Source organism: Fibrobacter sp., from assembly GCF_045112255.1.
GTDB lineage: Bacteria > Fibrobacterota > Fibrobacteria > Fibrobacterales > Fibrobacteraceae > Fibrobacter.
In genome coordinates this window covers 39,172-59,761 of record NZ_JBGUHR010000025.1, presented here as the reverse complement: position 1 = coordinate 59,761, position 20,590 = coordinate 39,172, and the positions used below count along the sequence as shown (strand labels likewise).

The following is a 20,590-nucleotide window of genomic DNA, read 5'->3' as shown; positions in this document are numbered from 1 at the left end:
GGCAATTGTGCAGGACCAATAACCAGCTATAGGATTTATTAAACCCTGTTGTGTTGACTTCAACAGAAATTGCGTGGCGACAAGGTCTATTTTGGAGTATGGAATTTATATTAAGAAAAAATGGAGTGTTCTATGAAATTATTGAAATTGTCCGCGGTCGCTGTTTCTGCGGCCTTGGGCTTTGTGGCTTGTGGTGATGATAATGGTTTAAATGGTCTTACGCCTGTGGAAACGTCCTCAAGCAGTGAGGCTTTGGGCGGTGATGTGTTCAGTTCGAGCAGTGATGCCCTGGGTACGGTAATTTCCAGCTCTAGCGAGGCTGTTCCTGGCATGGAATCATCGAGTTCTGGTAATGGCAATCCTGGCGGTGAAATTTCCAGTTCGAGCGATGCTGTCCCTGGTGTAGAATCTTCTAGTTCTGGCAATGGCAATCCTGGTCACGATTTATCCAGCTCTAGCAACGTCGTTCCCGGCAGTTCTACTTCAGGTGATGATGAATCTGACCTGGAAGATTCGAGGACCTTGGACGGAACGCAAATTCTCCTGAAACTTGCAGGGACTACGGCGACTGTCGAAAACAACAATGGCTGCGTTGAAGTTGCGGATAAGAGTGCAACTATCACTTGCCCGGGCGCGTATTACGTGACCGGCGAATCGTCTGACTTCCAGATGGTGGTGAATACTCCGGCTGCAGAAAATGAAGGCAATACGGGAATTTATCTGTACAACGCGACCATCAAGAGCTCGAACGCTCCGATTCTTGTGAAAAATGCTGACAAGACGGTTCTTCATCTGGTCAAGGGTACGACCAATCTTGTTGAAGACGGTAGCGGAAATCATTTGTTTACAAAGGTCAATGGCGCTCAGGATACGGCGAAGGCTGCCATTTATTCCAGGGACGATTTGAACATCAAGGGTGCAGGTTCCTTGACTGTCAAGGGCAAGTTCAGAAATGGCATCCAGTGCAGTAACGATCTTAAAATCAAGAATGGCAACATTACAGTTGAAGCCGAAGAAAACGCCATCAAGGGCAAGGGCAGTCTCCAGATTTCTGGCGGTACGCTGAATCTCACGGCCAAGAAGGGCGACGGTCTCGAAAGCGACGAATGTGAAGAAGGCCCAGATGGCAAGTGCAAATCCTTCATCGAAGGTAAGGGCATTGTCGATATTCGCGGTGGTAACATCACTATCAAGGCGGGCGACGACGGTATCGATGCCGCAAACTTCGTTGTTGTGAGTGATTCCACCGAGGCCGCTACCGTCAAGGTGAAATCGACGGGCAAGGGCATGGTGGCCGAGAAATTTATTTATGTCAACGGCGGTACCATTAACGTGGAAGCTGAAGACGATGCATTGCATACAAAATATAAGGTTTTTATGAATGCCGGAGATGTGACCGTTTCTTCGAAGGACGATGGTATCCATGCGGATTCAGCTTTGCATTTGAAAGGTTCGACAATCAATGTCATCACGGCTTCCGAAGGTCTTGAAGCTTACAAGATTTTTGCAGAAGGTGGCATAACCTCGACATTTGCAACCAATGACGGCTGGAACGGTGCTGGTGGCGCTAAGGAAAATTCTGGCGGTTATTCCATGTTTAGCGAGAGCAGTGGCCATATTGTCGTGAGCGGTGGTTACCATTACATCAGCGCTAAGGGAAGTATGATTGATGTTTTCGATGCGAACGGTTCTGGAAAGCAGACCGGTGGCGTGTTGATTCTTGAAATTACTGGTCAGAGCTACGAGTCCGGCATGGGCGGTGGCGGCGGTGGCTGGGGCGGCGGTTTCCCAGGTGGTGGTGGCTTCCCCGGCGGTGGCATGGGTGGTGGAGGATGCTCTTCCAACATGGCCGGAGGACTTATTGATACGGATACTGGTTTCGAAATAACCGGCGGTGTCCTCCTTGCGTTTGGCGACTTTTCGACAGACATTCCCAAGTGCGCCTCTATGGCCTACACAAGCGAAAACTTCTATGGCTCCGATAAGGCCGCTTTCAAGCCGCAATACAAGGGCAATACGATCCTTTACGGTGGTGAAGTGACTGCTGTTGGTCAGGTGCAGACCAGTGGAATGAAGGAACTGAAGTTCCCGAACGGCATGGTCTACATGTACAAGTAGTTTTTTGATCTCAAAATTAAAAGGCTTCTTCCTGAAAAATGGAGGAAGCTTTTTTTGCTATGTACGTTTTGCTGCTTTTATAGCAGTTGTTTCAGTCCTTCGATATTGCGAATGACGATCGCTCCGCGCTTGATTTCCACAAGACCTTTGGCGGCGAAATCCTTGAGCATGCGGGCGACCACTTCTCGGGCGGAGTTCACGTCTCGCGCAATTTCTTCTTGCGTCTTTTTAATCTCGGTTTTGCCTGTGCTTTTGTATGCGTCAAAAAAGTAAGAGGCGAGGCGCTGGTCAAATCGCTTGAACAGCATTTGCTGAATGGCCCAAATTGTCTGTGAATAGCGTTCCGTTTCGCGTTCAAAAACGAAGGAGCGCACGTGGATGTTGGTGTCCATCAGCTTGGCGCAAACGGAGGACGGAATGACGAGTACAGTTGTATCTTCTTCGGCGGTGACGATTGCTTCAAACGTGAGTTGGTGGATCACGCACGAGGCTGTCGAAACGCAAAATTCGTTCGAGTGCGCACGGTAAAGCGTGACTTCTCGGCCTTCATCCGAGATGAGGCTCACGCGGATGCCTCCGCTCAAAATGAGGATGATCCCGAGGCATGCGGAACTGTTGCTGCTGACAATCTGGTCTTTGTTGAAATGCTTTGTCAACGCGCGCTGTGAAACTAACGCTTTTTCTTCAAGCGAAAGTTTTTCCCAAAATGGAATTTTCTTGACAATTTGACTAATCGGTTCGACCATAACGTGCTCCCTCTAGAGGGAATATATAAAATCATTTTGTTTGTCATTCCCGGCTTGACCGGGAATCTCCTTTTTTAAAGGAGTAGGAAGTATTTGTGTTTGAAGTGCTTATGCATAAAATGCCCGCGCACTCGGACTCTGCTCCATACAGACTGTGGCGGGCTTGGTTGGATTGAATGGGAGAATAGAAATTATATCATTTTTACGATTTGGTCTTTCGGGCGGACGCCGACGGCAGAATTTGTGACCTTGCCATTTTTCATGACGACGAGCATGGGGATGCTTGTCACGCGGAACATCGCGGCGAGATCCCCTTCTTCATCGACGTTGACCTTGCCGACCTTGACCTTGTCCTTATATTCCTCGGCGATTTCCGAGATGGTGGGCGAGAGCATACGGCACGGGCCGCACCAGCTTGCCCAGAAATCTATCAGAACGGGCTTGTCGGATTTGAGGACTTCTTGTTCAAAGTTTTCTCTAGTGATTTTTAATTCAGCCATTGTTTTACCTTTCCTTTTTTTTGTTTTTATTTTAAACTCTTCTCTGGGGTTTATCCCCTCTTTACACCTATATTTTAGATATTCGCAAGGCTTTAAACTGTGACTAGGTCACATTAACGAAAAAAAATTTTTTTGGGTATAAAAAAGGCCGCGATTTATTTCGCGACCTTTATCAGAGTTGTCATCCCCGTCGATGAAAGGGAATCTCCATTACTTGATGGCGATTCGTTTGGTAAGTCTTGCTATTCCTTGACGAACGCGAACAACGTATAATCCTTCTGGAATTGATGAAAGCTCTATGTTGCCTTTGACATTCTTTGTGCTGAATACGAGGTGACCCTGCATGTCGAATATGTCGATCTTCGCGGCAGTCTTCGAAGCCAAACCTGTTACGAACAATGTGCGTCCGGCAAGGTGTATGGAAATGTTGTTTGCAGAAACACTCGGTTTGATTGCGATTAAAGAATCGCCGCAGTTCCCGGTTTCGCAATCTTTAGGCGGGTTGAGCACTGAATCTGGGTAGGGCGTTTTGACTTCGGAGGCGGGGTGTGCTTTGAGGCTTGCCATGACGCTGTCATATGCGGGCTTTGGGTTGTATTGCTTGTCAAAGAGAAGTCCTTCGGTCTTGCCCTGCTGTTCGTCGAGCCAGCTGTGCGCATCGGTCAATCCCCAGATCACGAATTCACCCATGTTCGGTTCTTCGAGGAACACGTCCATGAATTGGCGGTACAGGTGTCCTTGCTTGGCGTAGTCTGCATCAGTGAGCTTGCCTGCCGAACCTTTCGGAAAACCGATGTCGAGTTCGGTGATGTTGAGTGTCACGTTGAGTTCTGCAAGAGCCTTGGCGAGTGCGCGTACGTTTTGCGGAGTCGTTTCGTGTGCGATTTCGATGTGCGTCTGGGTGCCTACGCAAGTGATAGGAATGTTGTTTGCTTTCCAGCGCTTGACCTGCTCCACGACAAAGCTTGCCTTGGAACCTTCGCGGAGGCCCCATTCAATGGAATAGTCGTTGTAGCAGAGTTCTGCATCCGGGTCGGCTTCGTGCGCCCATACAAATGCGGAGTCCAGAAATTCTGCGCCGATGCCTTCGTACCACACGGAGTTTGTAGAACGCCAGTCGGCATTGTAGTCGTCATTGACGGCTTCGTTTACCACGTCCCATTCGGCGATTTGACCTTTCCAGTGGCCGACGACTTTGGTGATGTGGTTCTTGAGGACGGCGAGCAGCTTTTCTTTTTGTCCACTGTAGTTGTTCACCCAGTTTGCAACTTGGCTATGCCAGGCGAGAGCGTGTCCGCGAACGCGCAGCCCGTTTGCCTGTGCGTATTTGACCATCTTGTCACCCTTTTCGAAGTTGAATTCGTCTTCCTTGGGCTCGGTGGCGTCGAACTTCATTTCGTTTTCGGCGACGACGACGTTGAATTGCGTCTTGTGTATTTCTTCGAATTCCGGTTCGATGGCGTCGTTGAACCATTCGCTGTTCAAGATGGTGCCGATAAAGCGGCCGCGCTCCTTAGCGAGTTGCCGGATGGTTTCGTCGTCGGCGTTGGCGTTCATAAAGCCTGCGCCAATAATTGCGGCACCGAGTGCAATACGTGACAAAGAATGAATCTTTTTCATTTTATATCCCTCTATCAACCCATTTGCACCAACCCGAAAGATATATAAAACATTCGCGAAAGTCAAACAAAAAAGGGACCAGGAAAAATCCTGATCCCTGGTTCATTAAGAGGTGAAATCTATTTTATGGAAACCTTTTGTGTTAAATTCGAGAATCCGCTTTGCACTCGTACCACGTAAAGGCCTTCGGCTATTGTAGTGAGGTCAAAGACGCCCTTGTTGTTTTCTGTGCTAAAGACTGGGCGGCCTTGCATATCGAAAATGTCCACTTTGGCTGTCTTCGAGGTAAATCCCGTCACGAACAGCGTACGTCCGGCAACATGCAAAGAAAGGCTGCTCGGTGCGATGAATGGCTTGATGGCGTCTGTCGTATCCTTTTTCGTTGAATCCTTCTTGCTGGAGTCTTGAACAACGGTGTCTTTCTTGGCTGTATCTTTGGGCGGTTCGTAAGTCTGGAGTCTCACCAAGATGCTGTCGAAAGCGGGCTTCGGCTTCAAGTTGTCGTCATAGATAAGGCCTTTTTGCCTGTTTAGGCCGCCAAGCCAGCTCCATTTGTCAGAAACGCCCCAAATCAGGTACGTGTCCGCATTCGGTTCTTCGAGGATGATGTCGAGGTATTGACGGAAGGTTTGTCCTTGGCGTTCAAGGTCTTTCTTGCTGACGTTCACGCCGCTCTTGAATCCGATATCGAGTTCGGTGATTTTCAGCTTGACGTTAAGTTTTGCAAGTTCCTTGGCTAGGGAACGGAGGCTATCCGGCGAACCGATAAAGTGCTTGTCGGTGGTGGTGTCTTCCACGTGCGTCTGGGAACCCACGCAATGGATAGGAATGCCGTTTGCAACCCAGCGCTTCACTTGTTTCAGCAAGAACCCTGCCTTGGCTTTGGGGTTGATGCCTTGTTCGAGATTGTAGTCGTTATAGCAGAGTTCTGCATCCGGGTCCACAGCGTGCGTCCAAACGAATGCGGAGTCGATAAATTCAGGACCGATACCCTGGTACCAGACGGAACCGGTGCGCCACTGGGGTTCGTTGTTGCTGATGGCTTCGTTCACCACGTCCCATTCGGCGACTTGACCTTTCCAGTGGCTGACAACCTTTTCGATGTGGTTCTTGAGAACGGCGAGCAATTTCTTTTTATCGTTCTTGTAGTTGTTTACCCAGCCCGGAACTTGGCTGTGCCAGGCGAGGGCGTGGCCGCGAACGCGCATCCCGTTTTGTTTGGCGTACTTGACCATCTTATCGCCGTTGTTGTAATTGAATCTTCCTTCTTGCGGTTCGGTCGCATCAAACTTCATCTCGTTTTCGGCAACGACGATGTTGAACTGTTGTTTGTGAATCTGTTCGTAATTTCCAGGAAGTCCGCCGCTGAACCACTGTGAGTTCAGAATGGCGCCGATGTAGATTCCGTTTTTATCGGCTAGGGATCTAAGGGTTTCATCTGCGGCGAAGGCGTTTGCCAAACCTGCGCCAAGTAGGGCCGTGCTAAGCACAAGACCCGCAAAAGCGTGAGTCTTTTTCATCTTTTGTACTCCTTTTAACCCTAATCCTAATGAGTACCCAATATTATTTAAGATAAACAAAAAGTAAGCTAAAAGATGTAAAGAAAAATATGCAAGGGAATGAGTTTATTTTAGGTGGCTAAAATCAATCAAAAAAAGCGAAATTATCAAAATATTTTCTTTTGGGGGTTGTGGCAAAATCTATTGAACACCTCTTTGAGGAAAATAAATATCTTTTTATCTGTAAAGTTTAAGTTGGAGGTTCTCATGTCTCGTTCCTTGAAGTTTTCGCTTGCTTTGTCGGCTGCGGTTGCCGCATCCGCATTGCTTTCTGCCTGTGAAAAACAGGATGCCCAGCAGTCTAAAACTCAGCCCGCGCCGATTGCTGAAGTAGCTCCGCAACAGTCCAAGTCCGTTGTGGTTTATTTCTCTCAGACCGGTGCGACCAAGAAGCTTGCTCAGATTTTCAAGGAAGCCCGCCATGCCGATGAAGTCGAACTCCAGCTTGTAAAGCCGTTCCCCTCGACATACGACAGCACGATTGCCGAAGTGCGTGCCGAACGCGAAAGCAAGCAGTGGCCAGCTCTTGTGAATGCAAAAGTGGAACTCGCCAAGTACGATACCGTGTTCCTCGGCTATCCGATCATGTTCGGGACTTTCACGCCGCCGATTTACACATTCCTTGAAGCAAATGATTTGAGCGGCAAGGCTGTGGTGCCGTTCTGCACTTACGGTAGCGGTGGTCGCAAGGCTAGTGCAAGCGAACTCAAGACTCTTGAACCGAACGCCAACGTGACGCTTGCTTATGGAATTTCTAACAAGCGAATCAATGCTGAAGGCGGTGTCGAAAAGGCTAAGGAAGAAGTCGCAAAATTCTTTGCAAATCTCGAAACGGGCAAGACTGAAGAAATGCTTGCCGGTGGCTTCTCGGAACAGCGCCCGCTCACGGCTGAAGATTCAGCCGTGTTTGCCGCAGCTACCAAGGATTACGCTTATTTGGGCTTGAAGCCGCTCAGCGTCTCGACGCAGGTTGTCGCTGGAATGAACTACCTCTTCGTTTGCGAAATGAAGGCTTTCGGTGGGCCGGTTACACAGACGAACGTCAAGATTTTCAAACCGCTTCCGGGCCGTGGCGAACCGGAAATGATCGTCGTCGAAAAGTAAATCATAACGTCATGCCCGACTTGATCGGGCATCTCTCATAACGTCATTGCACGTCATTGCGAGCGTAGCGAAGCAATCTATACAATCAAAATTTCACAATGAACTATTTATCTTCTATCCTCCTTTTAGCCCTCGTCGCGTCCAGCGCATCTCTTGCCGCCCCCAAAGCAAAAAAGCAAGAACTCAAGGACCCGCGCGATAAGCAAAAGTACCGCCTTGTCAAAATCGAAGACCGCACTTGGATGGCAGACAACTTGAATTACAAAATGCCGGGCAGCACTTGCTATAGGGAAGATGACGATAACTGCATGGTCTACGGGCGCCTCTACACTTGGGATGCGGCAAAGTCCGCTTGCCCTGCCGGGTTCCGTTTGCCAACAAACGAAGATTTCGAAAGCTTGTGGAAAGCTGCTGGTGCCGACTTCAATGCCGGCTATTTGATCAAGGCGAATTACGGATGGTCTGGTGAAACGAACGGAAACGATACGCTCAAATTCAGCGCTATGCCATCCGGCAACATGTTCGATGACGGCACTTATGGCAACGAAAGCAAGTTCGCGTTCTTCTGGAGCGCAAACGTTGAAGGGAACGAAGCTTCGGTGTGGTATCTTTCGTCAAAGTCAATGGGCTTTAGCTACATGATGAAACCGAAAGCGTTTGGATTCTCAGTCCGCTGCGTGCAGTAAGCGGACTCGTCCGATCGCCGATATGGCGTGTTTGCTTGTTAATCTTCTACTTCATCGTCTGCATATTTTGCTTTGATTGCTTTAACTACTTCGTAACGGCCATAGGTGAATTCTTTGAATATCACTCCTTCCGAAACGCATTGGTAAATCGTGCCTGGCTCTGCTAAAGCTCTATATGAAGTTACTTCCACTCTCGGTAAAGTGAATATTTCCGTTCCTTCTTTTTCTTGTGTGCATCGATTGTTTTCTTTAGCTTCTGCTATTTCTTTATCTGTTTGTAAAATCCATACCCCTTTTTCATTCTGATGATAATGGACTTCTTGCGTCCAGGAACCGTTTTCATATCGGTAGTAATTTTGTGGAATACAGAAATTAAGGATAAAATCTGTATAGGTTGGATTTGGACCTGTGAACGCTCCTGTTTTCTGATTATAAAAACATACTTCCAGCAGACCTCCGACAAGGTCTCCTGTAGAGGCTTCTTTGGGTAAATCTAAAATGTCATATTCTTCGTCTGTTAACCCATTCCTTCGAGAGTCGTTATCTTGCTGCGGAATCAATTCGGTTTCGGTCCACTTTAGTTCCGGCCAACTCAAATATGGTTTCAAACCTTGAGAACAGTAATAACGTTTGCCGTCTTTCTCACCATATTTTTGCTCATCGTTAAACGAGCAAAAACCAAGTTCCGGGTCATAATCGATTTTAATCCAAACGGGAAAGTGTGAGGGATCGGCGTCTATTTGTGTTAGGTAATAATTTTTTCCTTCATCAGTTTCTAACACGCAGGTATCTTTTGCGTCAAATTTCGAAAAACAGTTGTATTGGAATTCTTTAACCTCGCGCCAACCACCCCAACCAGCAAATTTGAAAAATGCCGTATCTCGTCCGTTTTCTGTTCGGATGGTGAACTTTCCTAAATCGCGATCTCCGCTATAGCGCTCCCAGCCACCGTTGCTCGTATAGGCATAAATCTCGTTAAATTTCATTCCGGTTCCGTCTGCATAGGAGTGTATGCAGGCATCGCCTTCTTGAACGTCCTTATCGCAACGAATCCAAGACTCTCTTTTTACCCAAGAGCCTTTTTCACATCTATAGTAATCACGGTACCAGTCGTAGCCGAACTTTCCGTAGTGATTTTCTATCGAGTCTATCATGCTCTCGTTCTCGGCGGTACATGGTGTTTCGAACATGGATTGATCGACTTCAGCGGAATCTGTTTCGACAGAATCAACTTTGGCAGAATCTGTGGTGGCGGAATCAGTTTTTACTGGTTGGACTTTGGCAGAGTCGGCTTCAATGGGATTGACTTCGGATGACTCTGGCGAAAAAGGAGTTCCTTCCGATGCTGTATCGCTACAGGCAATGAGCGATGCGGATGCGACGGCAACAAAAGCGATTGCCGCGGTGCTGAAGATACGGCGAGAACGTAACATAATATTCTTCTCCTAGAACAGGATGTTATGAATATATCAAAATGTCTTTTGGAATATTTAAAATAAATTGTGTTTTTTTTATTGCGGTTAATGACAGTAAACTAAAAAGTCCGCTTTTGTGCGGACTTTTTATACAAAGTAATTTTTGACATCTAAAATCGTTTACGCAGACTAGAACGCCTGGTAAATCTTGAAGATCGCGAGGATCTTCCCGATGATTGCCGGGATGCCTGGGCACAGGAAGCAGAGGATGACGCGCGTGACGCGGTTCTTCCACCAGCGCTTGACCTGCCAGATGTCGTCGGTCAGCGTTTCCATTTCGGATACTCGTGGCGGTCTGACATAGACTTGCGTGAGTGCCGTGAAAAATCCGACTCCGATAAGCGGTGTGAGGCCTGTAAACGGAGCCATGACCAGCGCTACCAGAATGGTCAATGGGTGACCGCCTGCGATGATTGCTCCGAGCATGGCGCCACCGCCGGTGAGCATGGCCCATTGTAAACTCAGCTGCCCTGCTTTTTCGATTCCTGCGACATAGCCCACAAAAGCGATGCTTGCGATGATTAAAAATGTTAAAGTCCAGCCTAAAATTTTCCAGAGCGAGGTGCCCTTCGGGATGACAGAAATGGATTCTTCGCTTGGAAGTTCCTTGTCTCCTTCGATGATGCTTGCGATGCCGCGCATGTGACCTGCGCCTACAACGGCGACGACCTTGTCTCCTGGAGCGTTCTTGATCTTGCTTGCGAGGAACTGGTCACGTTCGTCTATGAGCACCTGCTTCACTTCAGGAAATGTCTGGCCGAACTCCTGCATCATGGAATTGAGCGCGTCCTTTTCCTTGATTTTCTGGAGTTCTTCTTCGCTAATTTCGGTCTTGTCGAAAATGCTTGCGAATAGCCCGCCCAGGAGGCTGAACTTGCGGTACCACGGGGTACAGGCCCAGGTGCGCTTGAGCGTAATCTTGATGTCGCGGTCGGCCAGTACGATGGGGATGTTCTTTGCGCTTGCGACGTCAACGGCTTCCTTGAGTTCTGAGCCTGGCTTGACGCCGGTTTGCGCGCCCATGCGTTTCTGGTATGAGCCGAGCACCAGGTTTGCGATGAGGGTGGCCAGCTGCTTTTTGCGGATCACGTCTCTCAAGTCTGTGTTCTTCCAGCGGTTCGGGTCCTGGATAGACTTGAGGCGGCCCTCGTCAAGTTCTACACATACGGTGTCCGGGTTTTCAGTTTCGATGGTTTCGTGGACAAGGTCCTTTGAAACTTGCGAAATATGGGCCGTCCCGACGAGGACTATTTCCCTGTCGTCCTTGGTGCGGATACGGTAGATGTCGGACTTTTCTTCAGACTGAGAATAAACTTCGTTCATAAGGTAGTGGTAATGTAGAAAAAGAAAGGAGCATTTTGAGGGAAAAGGCAATTTTGGGTACATTTTATAGAAAAATGGAACAATTATGTGGATGTTTGTAATATTTATGTTTATATTTTGGTAGGATTTTTTTTCGGAGGAGTACCCCATGAAAAAATTGTTGGTTATTTTATCTGCAATTAGCTTGTTCCTTATGGGCTGCGCAGGCACCCCGAAGGACGAAGGCGAGGCTTTGGATAATGCCCTCGTTTCTTTCACATCCAGTGTCCAGAGTTCCCGTTGGCAGGAAGCTCTTAGCTATGTGACTCCGGACGAAGCACGTCAGATTGGTACATCGGACGGCTATGAATTCTTGCCGGAATACCAGACGGCAGCAAGCCGCTTGCCGCTCTCTACGCTCCGCAAGGCCGGACTTGGCGTCGATAGCGATGGTCGCCTCGTTGGTATCAAGGCCGTCATGGACGAAACGAATGAACGCTACAAGGTTTCTGAAGAACAGGCTAAGGTCGGCACGAACCTGAAGCAGATGGAAGATGATCGCATCAAGCGCCGTCTCGAAGAAGGCCAGAAGATTCTTCAGGAAGAAGAAGCTACGGCTCATCAGGAGCAGCAGGTCGAAGTGCTCACGAACCGCCTCACGGACGACGAAAAGCGCAAGTACGGCAGCACGGGTGAACTCCTTGCTCCGGAATCCACTCGCGAAGATGGTACCGCTGAAGAATCTTACAACGGTGACTACAAGTAATCGGCTCGTTTCCTGCAAAAACTTTTTGTAGATTTTCCCTCGACAGTTAGTCGGGGGATTTTTTTTAGGAGTGTCCTATGAATCGAATTGTTACATCATTTGCCATGCTTGTAACGCTTGCCCTGATGGCTTGCGGTTCGGACTGGAGCGTTGGGCCTAGCGATGGTGGAGCCTCTTTCAACAGGCGCTTCCACTATTATTACGAAGAGGACTGCCGTTACGATGCTTTTGGACAGTCCTACGACTGTTTAGACGTCTTTTCCATATCGCCTTCCGTGAGCGTTGATTTGCGGATTACCCACGATGGTTATGCGACCCTTTGCGTTGACGATGATTGCTCATACTATAACCCGCGCGACTACGATATCGGTTACAATCACGGGGACCGCTATTATGATTTTGAGGGGGATGATACCCGCATGATTGTCTATGCGGATGGCTCCGAACTCGTCTACATCGACAAGAGCAAACGCTACGCTACCTATTATTATTACGATAACCCGGACTATTACGACTATAGCTATTGATTTATGGCCGTAATTTTCTATCTTTACCCCCACTCATGAGTAATTCGGAAAATTTTGTTATCGCCCTTGATGGGGGCTCTGGCACTGGCAAGAGTACCACTGCAAAGATTATTGCAAAGAAATTGGGCATTACCTACCTCGACACGGGTGCTATGTACCGCGCCGTGACACTTGCCGCCCTCGATGCTGGCCTCGCCGCCGAAGAAGGTCCGGCTATGGACGAATTGCTCTCTAACCTCACGCTCGGGTTCGACTCCGAAAATCACATCCTCGTTAACGGTGTCTGTCGCGAATCTGAAATCCGTGGCATGCGCGTTTCGAGCAACGTGAGCATCTACTGCGCTCTCCCGTCTGTCCGCGCCGCAATGACCAAGCAGCAGCGTGAAATCGGCAAGAAGCAGAGCTGCATTTTGGATGGCCGCGATATCGGAACCGTCGTATTCCCCGACGCGAAGTACAAGTTTTTCATGGTGACGGACGTGAAGGTCCGCGCCGAACGCCGCTACAAGGAACTCCTTGAAAAAGGCGAAAAAGTTACCCTCGAAGAAGTCCTCAACAACTTGGTCGAACGCGACCGCCTGGACTCCTCTCGTGCGACCGCCCCGTTAAAGAAGGCGGACGATGCTATTGAAATTGACACTACACACATCTCAATCGAACAACAGGTTCAAAAGATTCTCGACTACGTAGGTGTAGTGGCGTAGCCTGAATCCTTTGTTACCACAACCCAATTAACTAATATGTCTCAAAATCTCAAATTCGGAACTCAAGAAGATCTCGAAGAAATTCTCGCCGCCCAGGGTGAATGCTCCCCGGACTTCCGCAAGGCTAACGCTGACGTCTATGCCGGCATGGGCTGCCTCGAACAGGGCAAGCTCGTCACGGGTAAGATCAGCCAGGTGAACGACCAGGAAGTTCTCGTCGACGTGAACTACAAGTCCGAAGGCGTTATTGATCGCGCCGAATTCAAGGATACTGATTCTCTCGAACTCGGTTCCGAAATCGAAGTGTTCGTCGAAAAGCTCGAAGACGAAGACGGTCGCCTCATCCTCTCCAAGCAGAAGGCTGACTTCGTTCGCGTGTGGGATCGCATCCACGCTGCATTCGAAAACAACGAAGTCGTACGCGGCACTCTCACGAAGCGCATCAAGGGCGGCGTTGTCGTCGACCTCTTTGGTATCGATGCCTTCCTCCCGGGCTCTCAGATCGACCTCCGTCAGATTCCGGACATCAACGCTCTTATCGGCCAGGAATTCGACCTCAAGGTTATCAAGGTCAACAAGGCTCGTCGCAACATCGTCGTTTCTCGCCGTGTTGTTCTCGAAGAAGAACGCAACAAGCAGCGTGGCGACGTTCTCGAAACTCTCGAGAAGAACCAGGTCCGCAAGGGTATCGTCAAGAACATCACCGACTTCGGTGCATTCATCGACCTTGGCGGCGTAGATGGCCTCCTCCACATCACCGACATGAGCTACAAGCGCATCAACCACCCGTCCGAAATGCTCCAGCTCGGTCAGGAAGTCGAAGTCATGGTCCTCGACTTCAACGACAAGAAGGAACGCATCTCTCTCGGCATGAAGCAGCTTAAGCCGCATCCGTGGAAGGATATCGCCGAACGTTATCCGGAAGGCGCTATCGTTAAGGGTAAGGTTGTTTCCATCACTGATTACGGTGCATTCGTCGAACTCGACAGCGGTGTTGAAGGTCTTATTCACGTTTCTGAAATGTCCTGGACCCAGCACGTCAAGCACCCGTCCAAAATCCTCACCGTCGGTCAGGAAGTCGAAGCTGTTGTTCTCAAGGTTGAAGAAGATGCAGAACGTATCTCTCTCGGCATGAAGCAGCTCGAATCTGATCCGTGGGATTCTATCGAAACCGAACTTCCGCCGGGCGCACGCGTCGTCGGTGAAATCCGCAACATCGCTTCCTTCGGCGCATTCGTCGAAATCAAGGAAGGTGTTGATGGCCTCATCCACGTCTCTGACATGTCCTGGACCAAGAAGATCACCCACCCGAACGAAATGGTCAAGAAGGGTGACAAGGTTGAATGCGTCGTTCTCGCCGTCGATAAGGAAAAGCGCCGCATTTCTCTCTCCATGAAGCACCTCACCGAAGACCCGTGGGATTCTATCGATTCCACCTACCCGGTTGACTCCGAAGTCAAGGGCAAGATCGTTCGCATGCTCGACCGCGGCGTCGTGGTTGAACTCGCTGACGGTATCGAAGGCTTCATCCCGGTCTCCAAGCTCACTGCTGAATACATCAAGGTTCCGGCCGATGCATTCAAGGTTGGCGACGAAGTTCCGGCTGTCGTGACCGAAATCGATCAGAACAACCGCAAGATCTACCTCTCCGTTGTTGACTACTTCAAGAACCGTGAATCCGCTGAACTCAAGGCTTGGATGGACTCCCACAAGCCGGGCGAAAACGGCACCACGATTGGCGAAGCTGTTGCTCCGAAGAAGAAGGCTTCCAAGAAGAAGGCTGAAAAGTCTGAAGAAGAAGCTTAATTTAGTTTCTGACTAAAGCTTAAAGGAATCCCGCGTTCACTCGCGGGATTTCTTTTTCTATCTTGCGTTTCATGAATCTCGCTGGAAAGAAAATTCTTCTTGGAGTCTCGGGCGGAATTGCCGTCTACAAGTCTTGTGAACTCTTGCGCCTGTTGCAAAAGAAAGGCGCCGAAGTGCGTGTCTGCATGACCGAAGCCGCCACACAGTTCGTGGCTCCGCTTACATTTGCAAGCCTCTCCAAGTGCCCCGTTTACTTGAAGAATGGCGCCGTCGAAGCCCGCCCTTTCCAGCACATCGATTTTCCGCGCTGGGCGGACCTTTATCTCGTCGTTCCGGCGACTGCAAACGTTATCGGAAAGTTTGTCTATGGCATTGCCGATGACCCTGTGAGCCTCTGCTTTATGAGCTGCACGGGACCGCGTTTTATCGCCCCCGCAATGAATGTCGCGATGTACAATTCCCCGGCAGTCAAACGAAACCTCGAAACGCTCCGCAGTTTTGAGAATACGTTCGTGATGGATAGCCCGGCCGGCGAACTCGCCTGTGGCGAAGTTGGCAAAGGCCGCCTCCTCGACCCCGCTGAAATCGTAGAATATTTAGAGACGAGAGACGAAAGACGAGAGACGAGAGAGGGGGAATGCCTTCCCCTCGCTTCTGCCGCTTGTGCGTCATCCGCTACCCCTTCGAACGGGGGACACCCCCGTAACGCCCCCGAATCGCAAGCAGCTCAGTACCTTCAAGAAACAGCTTTGCAAGACCTTCCCGCATCCGGTGAACGTGTTCCTCGTGTCCTCATCACAGCAGGCCGCACGGAAGAAGCGATTGACCCTGTGCGTTACATCAGCAACCGCAGCAGTGGAAAGACCGCAGTCGCAATTGCCGCGACGTTCCTTGCGAATGGTTTCGATGTGAATGTTGTCGCAGGCCCGATGGAAGCCGAATTCCCCGGTGGCGTACGCGTCAAAAAAGTCAAGAGCGCTTGCGATATGCACAAGGCCGTTCTCGAACAGATGAAGAACGCCGATGTGCTCGTGCATTGCGCCGCCGTGGCCGATTACCGTCCGAAAGTGACCGCTACCGAGAAAATCAAGGATAGCCGTAGCCAGCTTATCTTGGAACTCGAGCCGAATCCGAACATTTTGCGCGACAGCGTCGCTCAAAAACGCGCTGGCCAGGTCATTGTCGGTTTTGCGCTTGAAACGGACCACTTCAAGGAACATGCGGCCGAAAAGCTCAAGAAGAGCGGTGCCGATGCACTTTTGCTCAATGCTCCCGTGGCCTTGAACAGCGGTTTCGGTTTTGACGAAGTGCGTTACGCCTTGATCCGTGCGAACTCTCGCAATGCACAAGAATCCGGCGACTCTCGAAACGCCGCAGAGGTTGAAATTCCCGAGATGAAGATGGGCTCCAAAATTGATCTCGCGCAAGAAATTGTAGATTTTAGCCTTGATCAGTTAAAGAACGCTTAGAGGAACGGTATGCCCGAAGAATTTGATTTTAGCGAACTTCGCAAGTATCTGCAAGGCCAGATGGACATGGGCGAGGAAGATTTGCTCCTCGATGAACCGTGGACATTGACTCGCAAAAAGTCCGCTGCTCCGGCTCCTGCCCGTCCTGCAAATCCGATGCCGCAAATGTCGCGCCCGGTGAACCCAGCGCCGTTTCCGCAGCGTTCTGCACCCGCGAATCCGGCACCGATTCCGCAGCAATCTCCGTTCCCGGCGAACCCTGCACCGTTTGCAAATCCGGCGCAGCCCGCTTTTCAGCAGCCTGCGTTCGGCGCTCCCGCGCAACCCGCGCCGGCTCCGCGTCCGGCCCCGGCGCCAAAGCTCGATGCTGGCCTTACCATCGCTCCGCGCACCGTCAAGAAGACGACTGCCGCATACGAACTCGCCGATTCCATCGGCGCCTTCTACGAAGCTCTCAAGACTGACGCGCTTTACGCCCGTGCTGCAAACGTTGTCCGCTACGAAGGCCCGGAACATCCGCGCCTTCTGATTCTCCTTGCGGCCCCGAAGCCCGGCGAACCGGCCGGCGCCTTTTTCCAGTCTCCGACTGGCGAGATGATTGTTCGTTTGTTCGGAAGCCTCGGTTACGCCCCGGAATCCCTTGGCGCCACGTATTTCTACAAGGATGCTCCGCGAGCACTATCTCCGATCCTGCTCGCTTCGCTCCGTCGAATGCTAACAAAGGAACTTTCCTTTATCGCTCCTGAAATCATGATCACCTTTGGCGAACCGCTTTTCTATGACGTGTTTAGCAAGGGCAAAAACTTCAACGATCTCGCAGGAACTGCGCTTGATTTCAACGGCACAAAGACTGTTTCTCTTGTCGATGCTTATGCAATGACTTCGGATAAACAGCTCAAATGGCTCACGTGGAAGGTGCATATTCCGCGCAGCGGCCTCTTTACCGCCGCTAAGTAGCCGCGCTATGTCACCCCGGACTTGTTCTCTTTGACCACTTAGAGCTTTAGCTCTTACGTGGTCATGATCCGCGAATGGGGACGGGACCAGCATACACACTTGCTATTGCGTTGTCACCCCGGATTTATTCCGGGGTCGGCATTTTTATGGCCCATTTCACCCCGCTTTTACATCATCTTCAAAAGTTCCATGTAAATTTTTATTGTATATTTAAATCGGTATAGTTATGTCTGAAGAAAATAATTCCAAGTCGTTTGATGGTCGCCAAATGCCTGCCGATGTTGAGGCGGAGCGTTGTCTGCTGGGTGGTATTTTGCGTGACCCCGAAGTGATGGGCGTCGCTGTGATGGCCATCAGTGACGATGACTTTTTCTACATGGAACGTCATCAGCTGATTTGGAACGCACTTTGCAGTTTGAACAAGGCGGTTACTCCCATCGATCCTGTGACGCTTTCGGCGGAACTCACGAAAATGGGCAAGCTCGACCTTGTCGGTGGCCGCGAATACATCTTTGAATTGATGGAATCCGTTGCATCGTCGGCGAATGTCCCGTGGCAGTTGGAACACCTCCGCAACAAGGCGGTGCTCCGCAAGCTTATCCGCACATCTTCTGAAATCATCCGCAAGTCGATGGACCCGGCCTCAACGCCGGACAATGTGTTACAGGATGCCGAACGCGATATCTTTGCGATTGCCGATAACCAGGTGCGCAACACCTTGAAGTCTATCGACAACTTTGTGGCGCCGCTTCTGGAACGCATCAATAACCGTCGTGATGGCGGCATTACGGGTGTGCCTACGGGCATTACGGAACTGGACGAACTCACGAACGGTCTCCAGAATTCCGACTTGATCATTCTTGCTGCCCGTCCGGGTGTGGGTAAGACGTCTTTCGCGATGACGGTTGCCGCAAACGCAGCCATTCGTTATGGCAAGAACGTCGCCTTCTTCAGCTTGGAAATGGACGGCATCCAGCTCGCCCAGCGTCTGCTCTGTTCGCAGGCACAGGTGGACCAGAGTAGGCTCCGCAACGGCAAGCTCAGTTCTGACGAAATCAAGAAGATTATCGCCGCAGTGACGCCTATTAACCAGGCTCCGCTGTTTGTCGATGACAACGCTGACCTCGGTATCATGGAACTCATGAGCAAGGCGCGCCAGCTCAAGCACAAGGGCCACCTCGACCTCCTCATCATCGACTACTTGCAGTTGATGAAGACCGGCAAGGAAGAAAACCGCGCGGTCGCTATCGGTGCTATTTCCCGTGGTCTCAAGATTTTGGCGAAGGAATTGAGCATCCCGGTCATTGCGCTTGCTCAGCTTAGCCGTAAAGTCGAAGAAAAGGGTCGTGAACGCCCGCAGCTTTCGGACTTGCGTGAATCTGGTTCTATCGAACAGGACGCTGACATGGTGTGGTTCGTGGAACGCCCGTTCGTGCAGACGCACAAGGACGAAGACCGCTACAAGGCAACGCTCATTGTGGCGAAGCACCGTAACGGTTCCGTGAAGGATATTGACATGAGCTTCGTGCCTGAATACACGACGTTCTACGATGCGACAGACCAGCAAGGCGTGGAAGGTGACGAAGATTATCAGTATGGCTCAGATGACGATGGCGGTGGACCGCAGGTTGCCGACTTTGGGAGCTTTTAAGGAAGTGCAATGCCGTTGATTCTGAAACCGATAAATTGGATAGGGCAAAAGATTGTCGATGCAATCGCCGCCGTAGGCGAGTGCATTTGCATCCTGTTCATTACGCTCAAGCAGTTCCGCTTCGTGCACAAGAATCCGGCCCTGATCGTGAAGGAGATGATTTCTGTTGGCGTCTCCTCGCTCCCGCTTTTGTTTGTGACGTCCATTTTTACAGGAATGGTCGCAACCATCATGGCCGAGTTCGAATTCCACAATCTCGTGTCTGACAAATTCGTGGGAACGGCTGCATGCAAGATGGTGCTTATTGAACTTGGACCGCTTCTTACGGCTATTGTGCTCTCGGGGCGCGTGGGCAGTGCCGTTGCTGCAGAAATCGGTTCCATGAAGGAGAAAGAAGAACTCTCTGCATATGTGGTGCTCGGGCTTGACCCGTACCGCTACCTCGCCATGCCGAGATTCTTTGCGTTCTTGACGATGATCCCGTGCTTGACTGCCATTTCTAACGCGCTTGCGCTGATTGGCGGTTGGATTGTCTGTGTGCTTGCGCTTGATATCACGACATACACGTATTCGACGGGTATGCAGTACCTGTTTAGCAATATGGATCTGTGGGCGGGGATTATCAAGTCGATTGTGTTTGGGACGATTATTTTTGTGCTCGCTTACTATCACGGGACGCACTCCAAGCCGGGGGCGCACGGTGTTGGCCTTGCAACGATGAGCGTCGTGGTTTCTAGTTGCCTTATGATTTTGATTTCTGACTTTATTCTTGATGCTTTCATGTTCTTCTAGAGGTTTGTTATGCCGAATGTAAAAATCGATCCGAATGATATTGCGATTCGACTCAAAGGGCTTAAAAAGTCTTTTGGCCCTCAGACGGTTCTTGAAGACGTGAACCTGGACATCCGCCGTGGCGAAACGATGGTGATTATCGGTAAGTCTGGCGGTGGCAAGTCCGTGATTCTAAAGCACATGATTGGGCTTTTGCAGCCGGATGGCGGTGAAGTGACTGTCGATGGCGTGACGATCAGTACGCCGCAGTTCTTCGATACGCGAACCATCCGCCGCAAGATGGGAATGTTGTTCCAAATGGGCGCCTTGTTCGATTCCATGGACACGGGCGAAAATATCGCTTTTGCCCTTCGCGAGCATCATCCGGAAATGTCTGAAGCCGAGATCCAGAACGTGGTGACGGAAAAGCTCCAGATGATCAACCTCGTGCCGTCATTCCGTACAAAGATGCCCTCTGAACTTTCGGGCGGTATGCGTAAGCGCGTGGCGCTTGCAAGAGCCATCGCCTTGAATCCGGAAATTCTTTTGTACGATGAACCGACGACGGGCCTGGACCCGATTACAAGCGACGTGATCAACGACCTTATTCTCGATATGCAGAGCAAGCTCGGTGTCACCTCGGTCGTTGTGACGCACGACATGGTAAGCGCCTTCAAGGTGGCTGACCGAATCGCCATGCTTTACAACGGGCGAATCATCGAAGTTGGTACTGTCGATGAAATCAAGAATACAAGCAACCCGTATGTGCACCAGTTCATTACGGGACAACGTAAAATTTCGGTGGATGGGGAATCGCAGGAGTAGAATT

Annotated in this window: 18 protein-coding genes; 12 read left to right on the top strand and 6 right to left on the bottom strand. The window is 50.3% G+C overall.

Annotated elements, in window-relative coordinates:
- The first annotated feature begins 132 nt into the window (after positions 1-132).
- On the top strand, positions 133-2,118 hold the full coding sequence (locus tag ACJMM9_RS02355) for a carbohydrate-binding domain-containing protein (RefSeq protein WP_405323477.1): 1,986 nt from the start codon (positions 133-135) through the stop codon (positions 2,116-2,118).
- A 77-nt stretch (positions 2,119-2,195) separates the two neighbouring features.
- Here ACJMM9_RS02355 and ACJMM9_RS02350 read toward each other — a convergent pair whose 3' ends face one another.
- The 4 genes from ACJMM9_RS02350 to ACJMM9_RS02335 all read right to left on the bottom strand — a co-directional run bounded on the left by ACJMM9_RS02350 (position 2,196) and on the right by ACJMM9_RS02335 (position 6,504).
- Positions 2,196-2,864 (bottom strand): Crp/Fnr family transcriptional regulator, encoded by a 669-nt coding sequence (locus tag ACJMM9_RS02350; RefSeq protein WP_405323475.1) that lies wholly within the window; start codon positions 2,862-2,864, stop codon positions 2,196-2,198.
- 191 nt (positions 2,865-3,055) lie between these two features.
- Positions 3,056-3,394 carry a thioredoxin gene (gene trxA / locus ACJMM9_RS02345; RefSeq protein WP_405323583.1) on the bottom strand — a complete coding sequence of 113 codons (339 nt, stop codon included), beginning with the start codon at positions 3,392-3,394 and terminating at the stop codon, positions 3,056-3,058.
- 180 nt (positions 3,395-3,574) lie between these two features.
- The gene (locus ACJMM9_RS02340) at positions 3,575-4,984 is read right to left on the bottom strand and encodes an endo-1,4-beta-xylanase (protein WP_405323472.1); all 1,410 of its coding nucleotides are present in this window, start codon (positions 4,982-4,984) and stop codon (positions 3,575-3,577) included.
- Between the two features lie 119 nt (positions 4,985-5,103).
- A complete protein-coding gene (locus ACJMM9_RS02335) occupies positions 5,104-6,504 on the bottom strand; it encodes an endo-1,4-beta-xylanase (protein ID WP_405323470.1) in 1,401 nt (466 codons plus the stop codon).
- 246 nt (positions 6,505-6,750) lie between these two features.
- Here ACJMM9_RS02335 and ACJMM9_RS02330 point away from each other — a divergent pair, with 246 nt between their 5' ends.
- Both ACJMM9_RS02330 and ACJMM9_RS02325 read left to right on the top strand, forming a co-directional pair.
- Complete coding sequence (locus ACJMM9_RS02330; RefSeq protein WP_405323467.1) at positions 6,751-7,647, top strand: flavodoxin; 897 nt, start codon at positions 6,751-6,753, stop codon at positions 7,645-7,647.
- A 98-nt stretch (positions 7,648-7,745) separates the two neighbouring features.
- The gene (locus tag ACJMM9_RS02325) at positions 7,746-8,333 is read left to right on the top strand and encodes a fibrobacter succinogenes major paralogous domain-containing protein (protein ID WP_405323464.1); all 588 of its coding nucleotides are present in this window, start codon (positions 7,746-7,748) and stop codon (positions 8,331-8,333) included.
- Positions 8,334-8,371: 38 nt separating this feature from the next.
- Here ACJMM9_RS02325 and ACJMM9_RS02320 read toward each other — a convergent pair whose 3' ends face one another.
- Both ACJMM9_RS02320 and ACJMM9_RS02315 read right to left on the bottom strand, forming a co-directional pair.
- Entirely contained in the window at positions 8,372-9,766 is a 1,395-nt protein-coding gene (locus ACJMM9_RS02320) for a hypothetical protein (protein WP_405323461.1), read from the bottom strand.
- Between the two features lie 171 nt (positions 9,767-9,937).
- On the bottom strand, positions 9,938-11,131 hold the full coding sequence (locus tag ACJMM9_RS02315) for a TraB/GumN family protein (RefSeq protein WP_405323458.1): 1,194 nt from the start codon (positions 11,129-11,131) through the stop codon (positions 9,938-9,940).
- 148 nt (positions 11,132-11,279) lie between these two features.
- On the opposite strand from ACJMM9_RS02315, the gene ACJMM9_RS02310 reads away from it, so the two are divergent.
- From ACJMM9_RS02310 to ACJMM9_RS02270, 9 genes are all read left to right on the top strand, one after another.
- The gene (locus ACJMM9_RS02310) at positions 11,280-11,876 is read left to right on the top strand and encodes a hypothetical protein (protein ID WP_088640893.1); all 597 of its coding nucleotides are present in this window, start codon (positions 11,280-11,282) and stop codon (positions 11,874-11,876) included.
- A 77-nt stretch (positions 11,877-11,953) separates the two neighbouring features.
- Positions 11,954-12,403, top strand: coding sequence for a hypothetical protein (locus ACJMM9_RS02305; RefSeq protein ID WP_405323456.1), 450 nt, complete (start codon positions 11,954-11,956; stop codon positions 12,401-12,403).
- 35 nt (positions 12,404-12,438) lie between these two features.
- Entirely contained in the window at positions 12,439-13,107 is a 669-nt protein-coding gene (gene cmk / locus ACJMM9_RS02300; RefSeq protein ID WP_405323453.1) for a (d)CMP kinase, read from the top strand.
- Positions 13,108-13,143: 36 nt separating this feature from the next.
- On the top strand, positions 13,144-14,913 hold the full coding sequence (rpsA, locus tag ACJMM9_RS02295) for a 30S ribosomal protein S1 (RefSeq protein ID WP_088630876.1): 1,770 nt from the start codon (positions 13,144-13,146) through the stop codon (positions 14,911-14,913).
- Positions 14,914-14,984: 71 nt separating this feature from the next.
- Positions 14,985-16,382, top strand: a complete 1,398-nt coding sequence (locus ACJMM9_RS02290) for a bifunctional phosphopantothenoylcysteine decarboxylase/phosphopantothenate synthase (RefSeq protein WP_405323449.1) — start codon at positions 14,985-14,987, stop codon at positions 16,380-16,382.
- A gap of 9 nt (positions 16,383-16,391) precedes the next feature.
- Positions 16,392-17,339, top strand: a complete 948-nt coding sequence (locus tag ACJMM9_RS02285) for a hypothetical protein (RefSeq protein WP_405323447.1) — start codon at positions 16,392-16,394, stop codon at positions 17,337-17,339.
- 226 nt (positions 17,340-17,565) lie between these two features.
- Entirely contained in the window at positions 17,566-18,990 is a 1,425-nt protein-coding gene (dnaB, locus tag ACJMM9_RS02280) for a replicative DNA helicase (protein WP_405323444.1), read from the top strand.
- Between the two features lie 9 nt (positions 18,991-18,999).
- A complete protein-coding gene (locus tag ACJMM9_RS02275) occupies positions 19,000-19,782 on the top strand; it encodes an MlaE family ABC transporter permease (RefSeq protein ID WP_405323442.1) in 783 nt (260 codons plus the stop codon).
- Positions 19,783-19,791: 9 nt separating this feature from the next.
- A complete protein-coding gene (locus tag ACJMM9_RS02270) occupies positions 19,792-20,586 on the top strand; it encodes an ABC transporter ATP-binding protein (RefSeq protein ID WP_173354510.1) in 795 nt (264 codons plus the stop codon).
- Positions 20,587-20,590: the final 4 nt, after the last annotated feature.

What these genes read in the sequence shown, in the direction of transcription:
- ACJMM9_RS02320 (WP_405323461.1), bottom strand. Translation starts at nt 9,766, where the DNA reads ATGTTACGTTCTCGCCGTATCTTCAGCACCGCGGCAATCGCTTTTGTT.
- rpsA (WP_088630876.1), top strand. Translation starts at nt 13,144, where the DNA reads ATGTCTCAAAATCTCAAATTCGGAACTCAAGAAGATCTCGAAGAAATT.
- ACJMM9_RS02290 (WP_405323449.1), top strand. Translation starts at nt 14,985, where the DNA reads ATGAATCTCGCTGGAAAGAAAATTCTTCTTGGAGTCTCGGGCGGAATT.
- ACJMM9_RS02310 (WP_088640893.1), top strand. Translation starts at nt 11,280, where the DNA reads ATGAAAAAATTGTTGGTTATTTTATCTGCAATTAGCTTGTTCCTTATG.
- ACJMM9_RS02325 (WP_405323464.1), top strand. Translation starts at nt 7,746, where the DNA reads ATGAACTATTTATCTTCTATCCTCCTTTTAGCCCTCGTCGCGTCCAGC.
- dnaB (WP_405323444.1), top strand. Translation starts at nt 17,566, where the DNA reads ATGTCTGAAGAAAATAATTCCAAGTCGTTTGATGGTCGCCAAATGCCT.
- ACJMM9_RS02340 (WP_405323472.1), bottom strand. Translation starts at nt 4,984, where the DNA reads ATGAAAAAGATTCATTCTTTGTCACGTATTGCACTCGGTGCCGCAATT.
- ACJMM9_RS02350 (WP_405323475.1), bottom strand. Translation starts at nt 2,864, where the DNA reads ATGGTCGAACCGATTAGTCAAATTGTCAAGAAAATTCCATTTTGGGAA.
- ACJMM9_RS02335 (WP_405323470.1), bottom strand. Translation starts at nt 6,504, where the DNA reads ATGAAAAAGACTCACGCTTTTGCGGGTCTTGTGCTTAGCACGGCCCTA.
- ACJMM9_RS02315 (WP_405323458.1), bottom strand. Translation starts at nt 11,131, where the DNA reads ATGAACGAAGTTTATTCTCAGTCTGAAGAAAAGTCCGACATCTACCGT.
- cmk (WP_405323453.1), top strand. Translation starts at nt 12,439, where the DNA reads ATGAGTAATTCGGAAAATTTTGTTATCGCCCTTGATGGGGGCTCTGGC.
- ACJMM9_RS02275 (WP_405323442.1), top strand. Translation starts at nt 19,000, where the DNA reads ATGCCGTTGATTCTGAAACCGATAAATTGGATAGGGCAAAAGATTGTC.
- ACJMM9_RS02355 (WP_405323477.1), top strand. Translation starts at nt 133, where the DNA reads ATGAAATTATTGAAATTGTCCGCGGTCGCTGTTTCTGCGGCCTTGGGC.
- ACJMM9_RS02270 (WP_173354510.1), top strand. Translation starts at nt 19,792, where the DNA reads ATGCCGAATGTAAAAATCGATCCGAATGATATTGCGATTCGACTCAAA.
- ACJMM9_RS02330 (WP_405323467.1), top strand. Translation starts at nt 6,751, where the DNA reads ATGTCTCGTTCCTTGAAGTTTTCGCTTGCTTTGTCGGCTGCGGTTGCC.
- ACJMM9_RS02285 (WP_405323447.1), top strand. Translation starts at nt 16,392, where the DNA reads ATGCCCGAAGAATTTGATTTTAGCGAACTTCGCAAGTATCTGCAAGGC.
- ACJMM9_RS02305 (WP_405323456.1), top strand. Translation starts at nt 11,954, where the DNA reads ATGAATCGAATTGTTACATCATTTGCCATGCTTGTAACGCTTGCCCTG.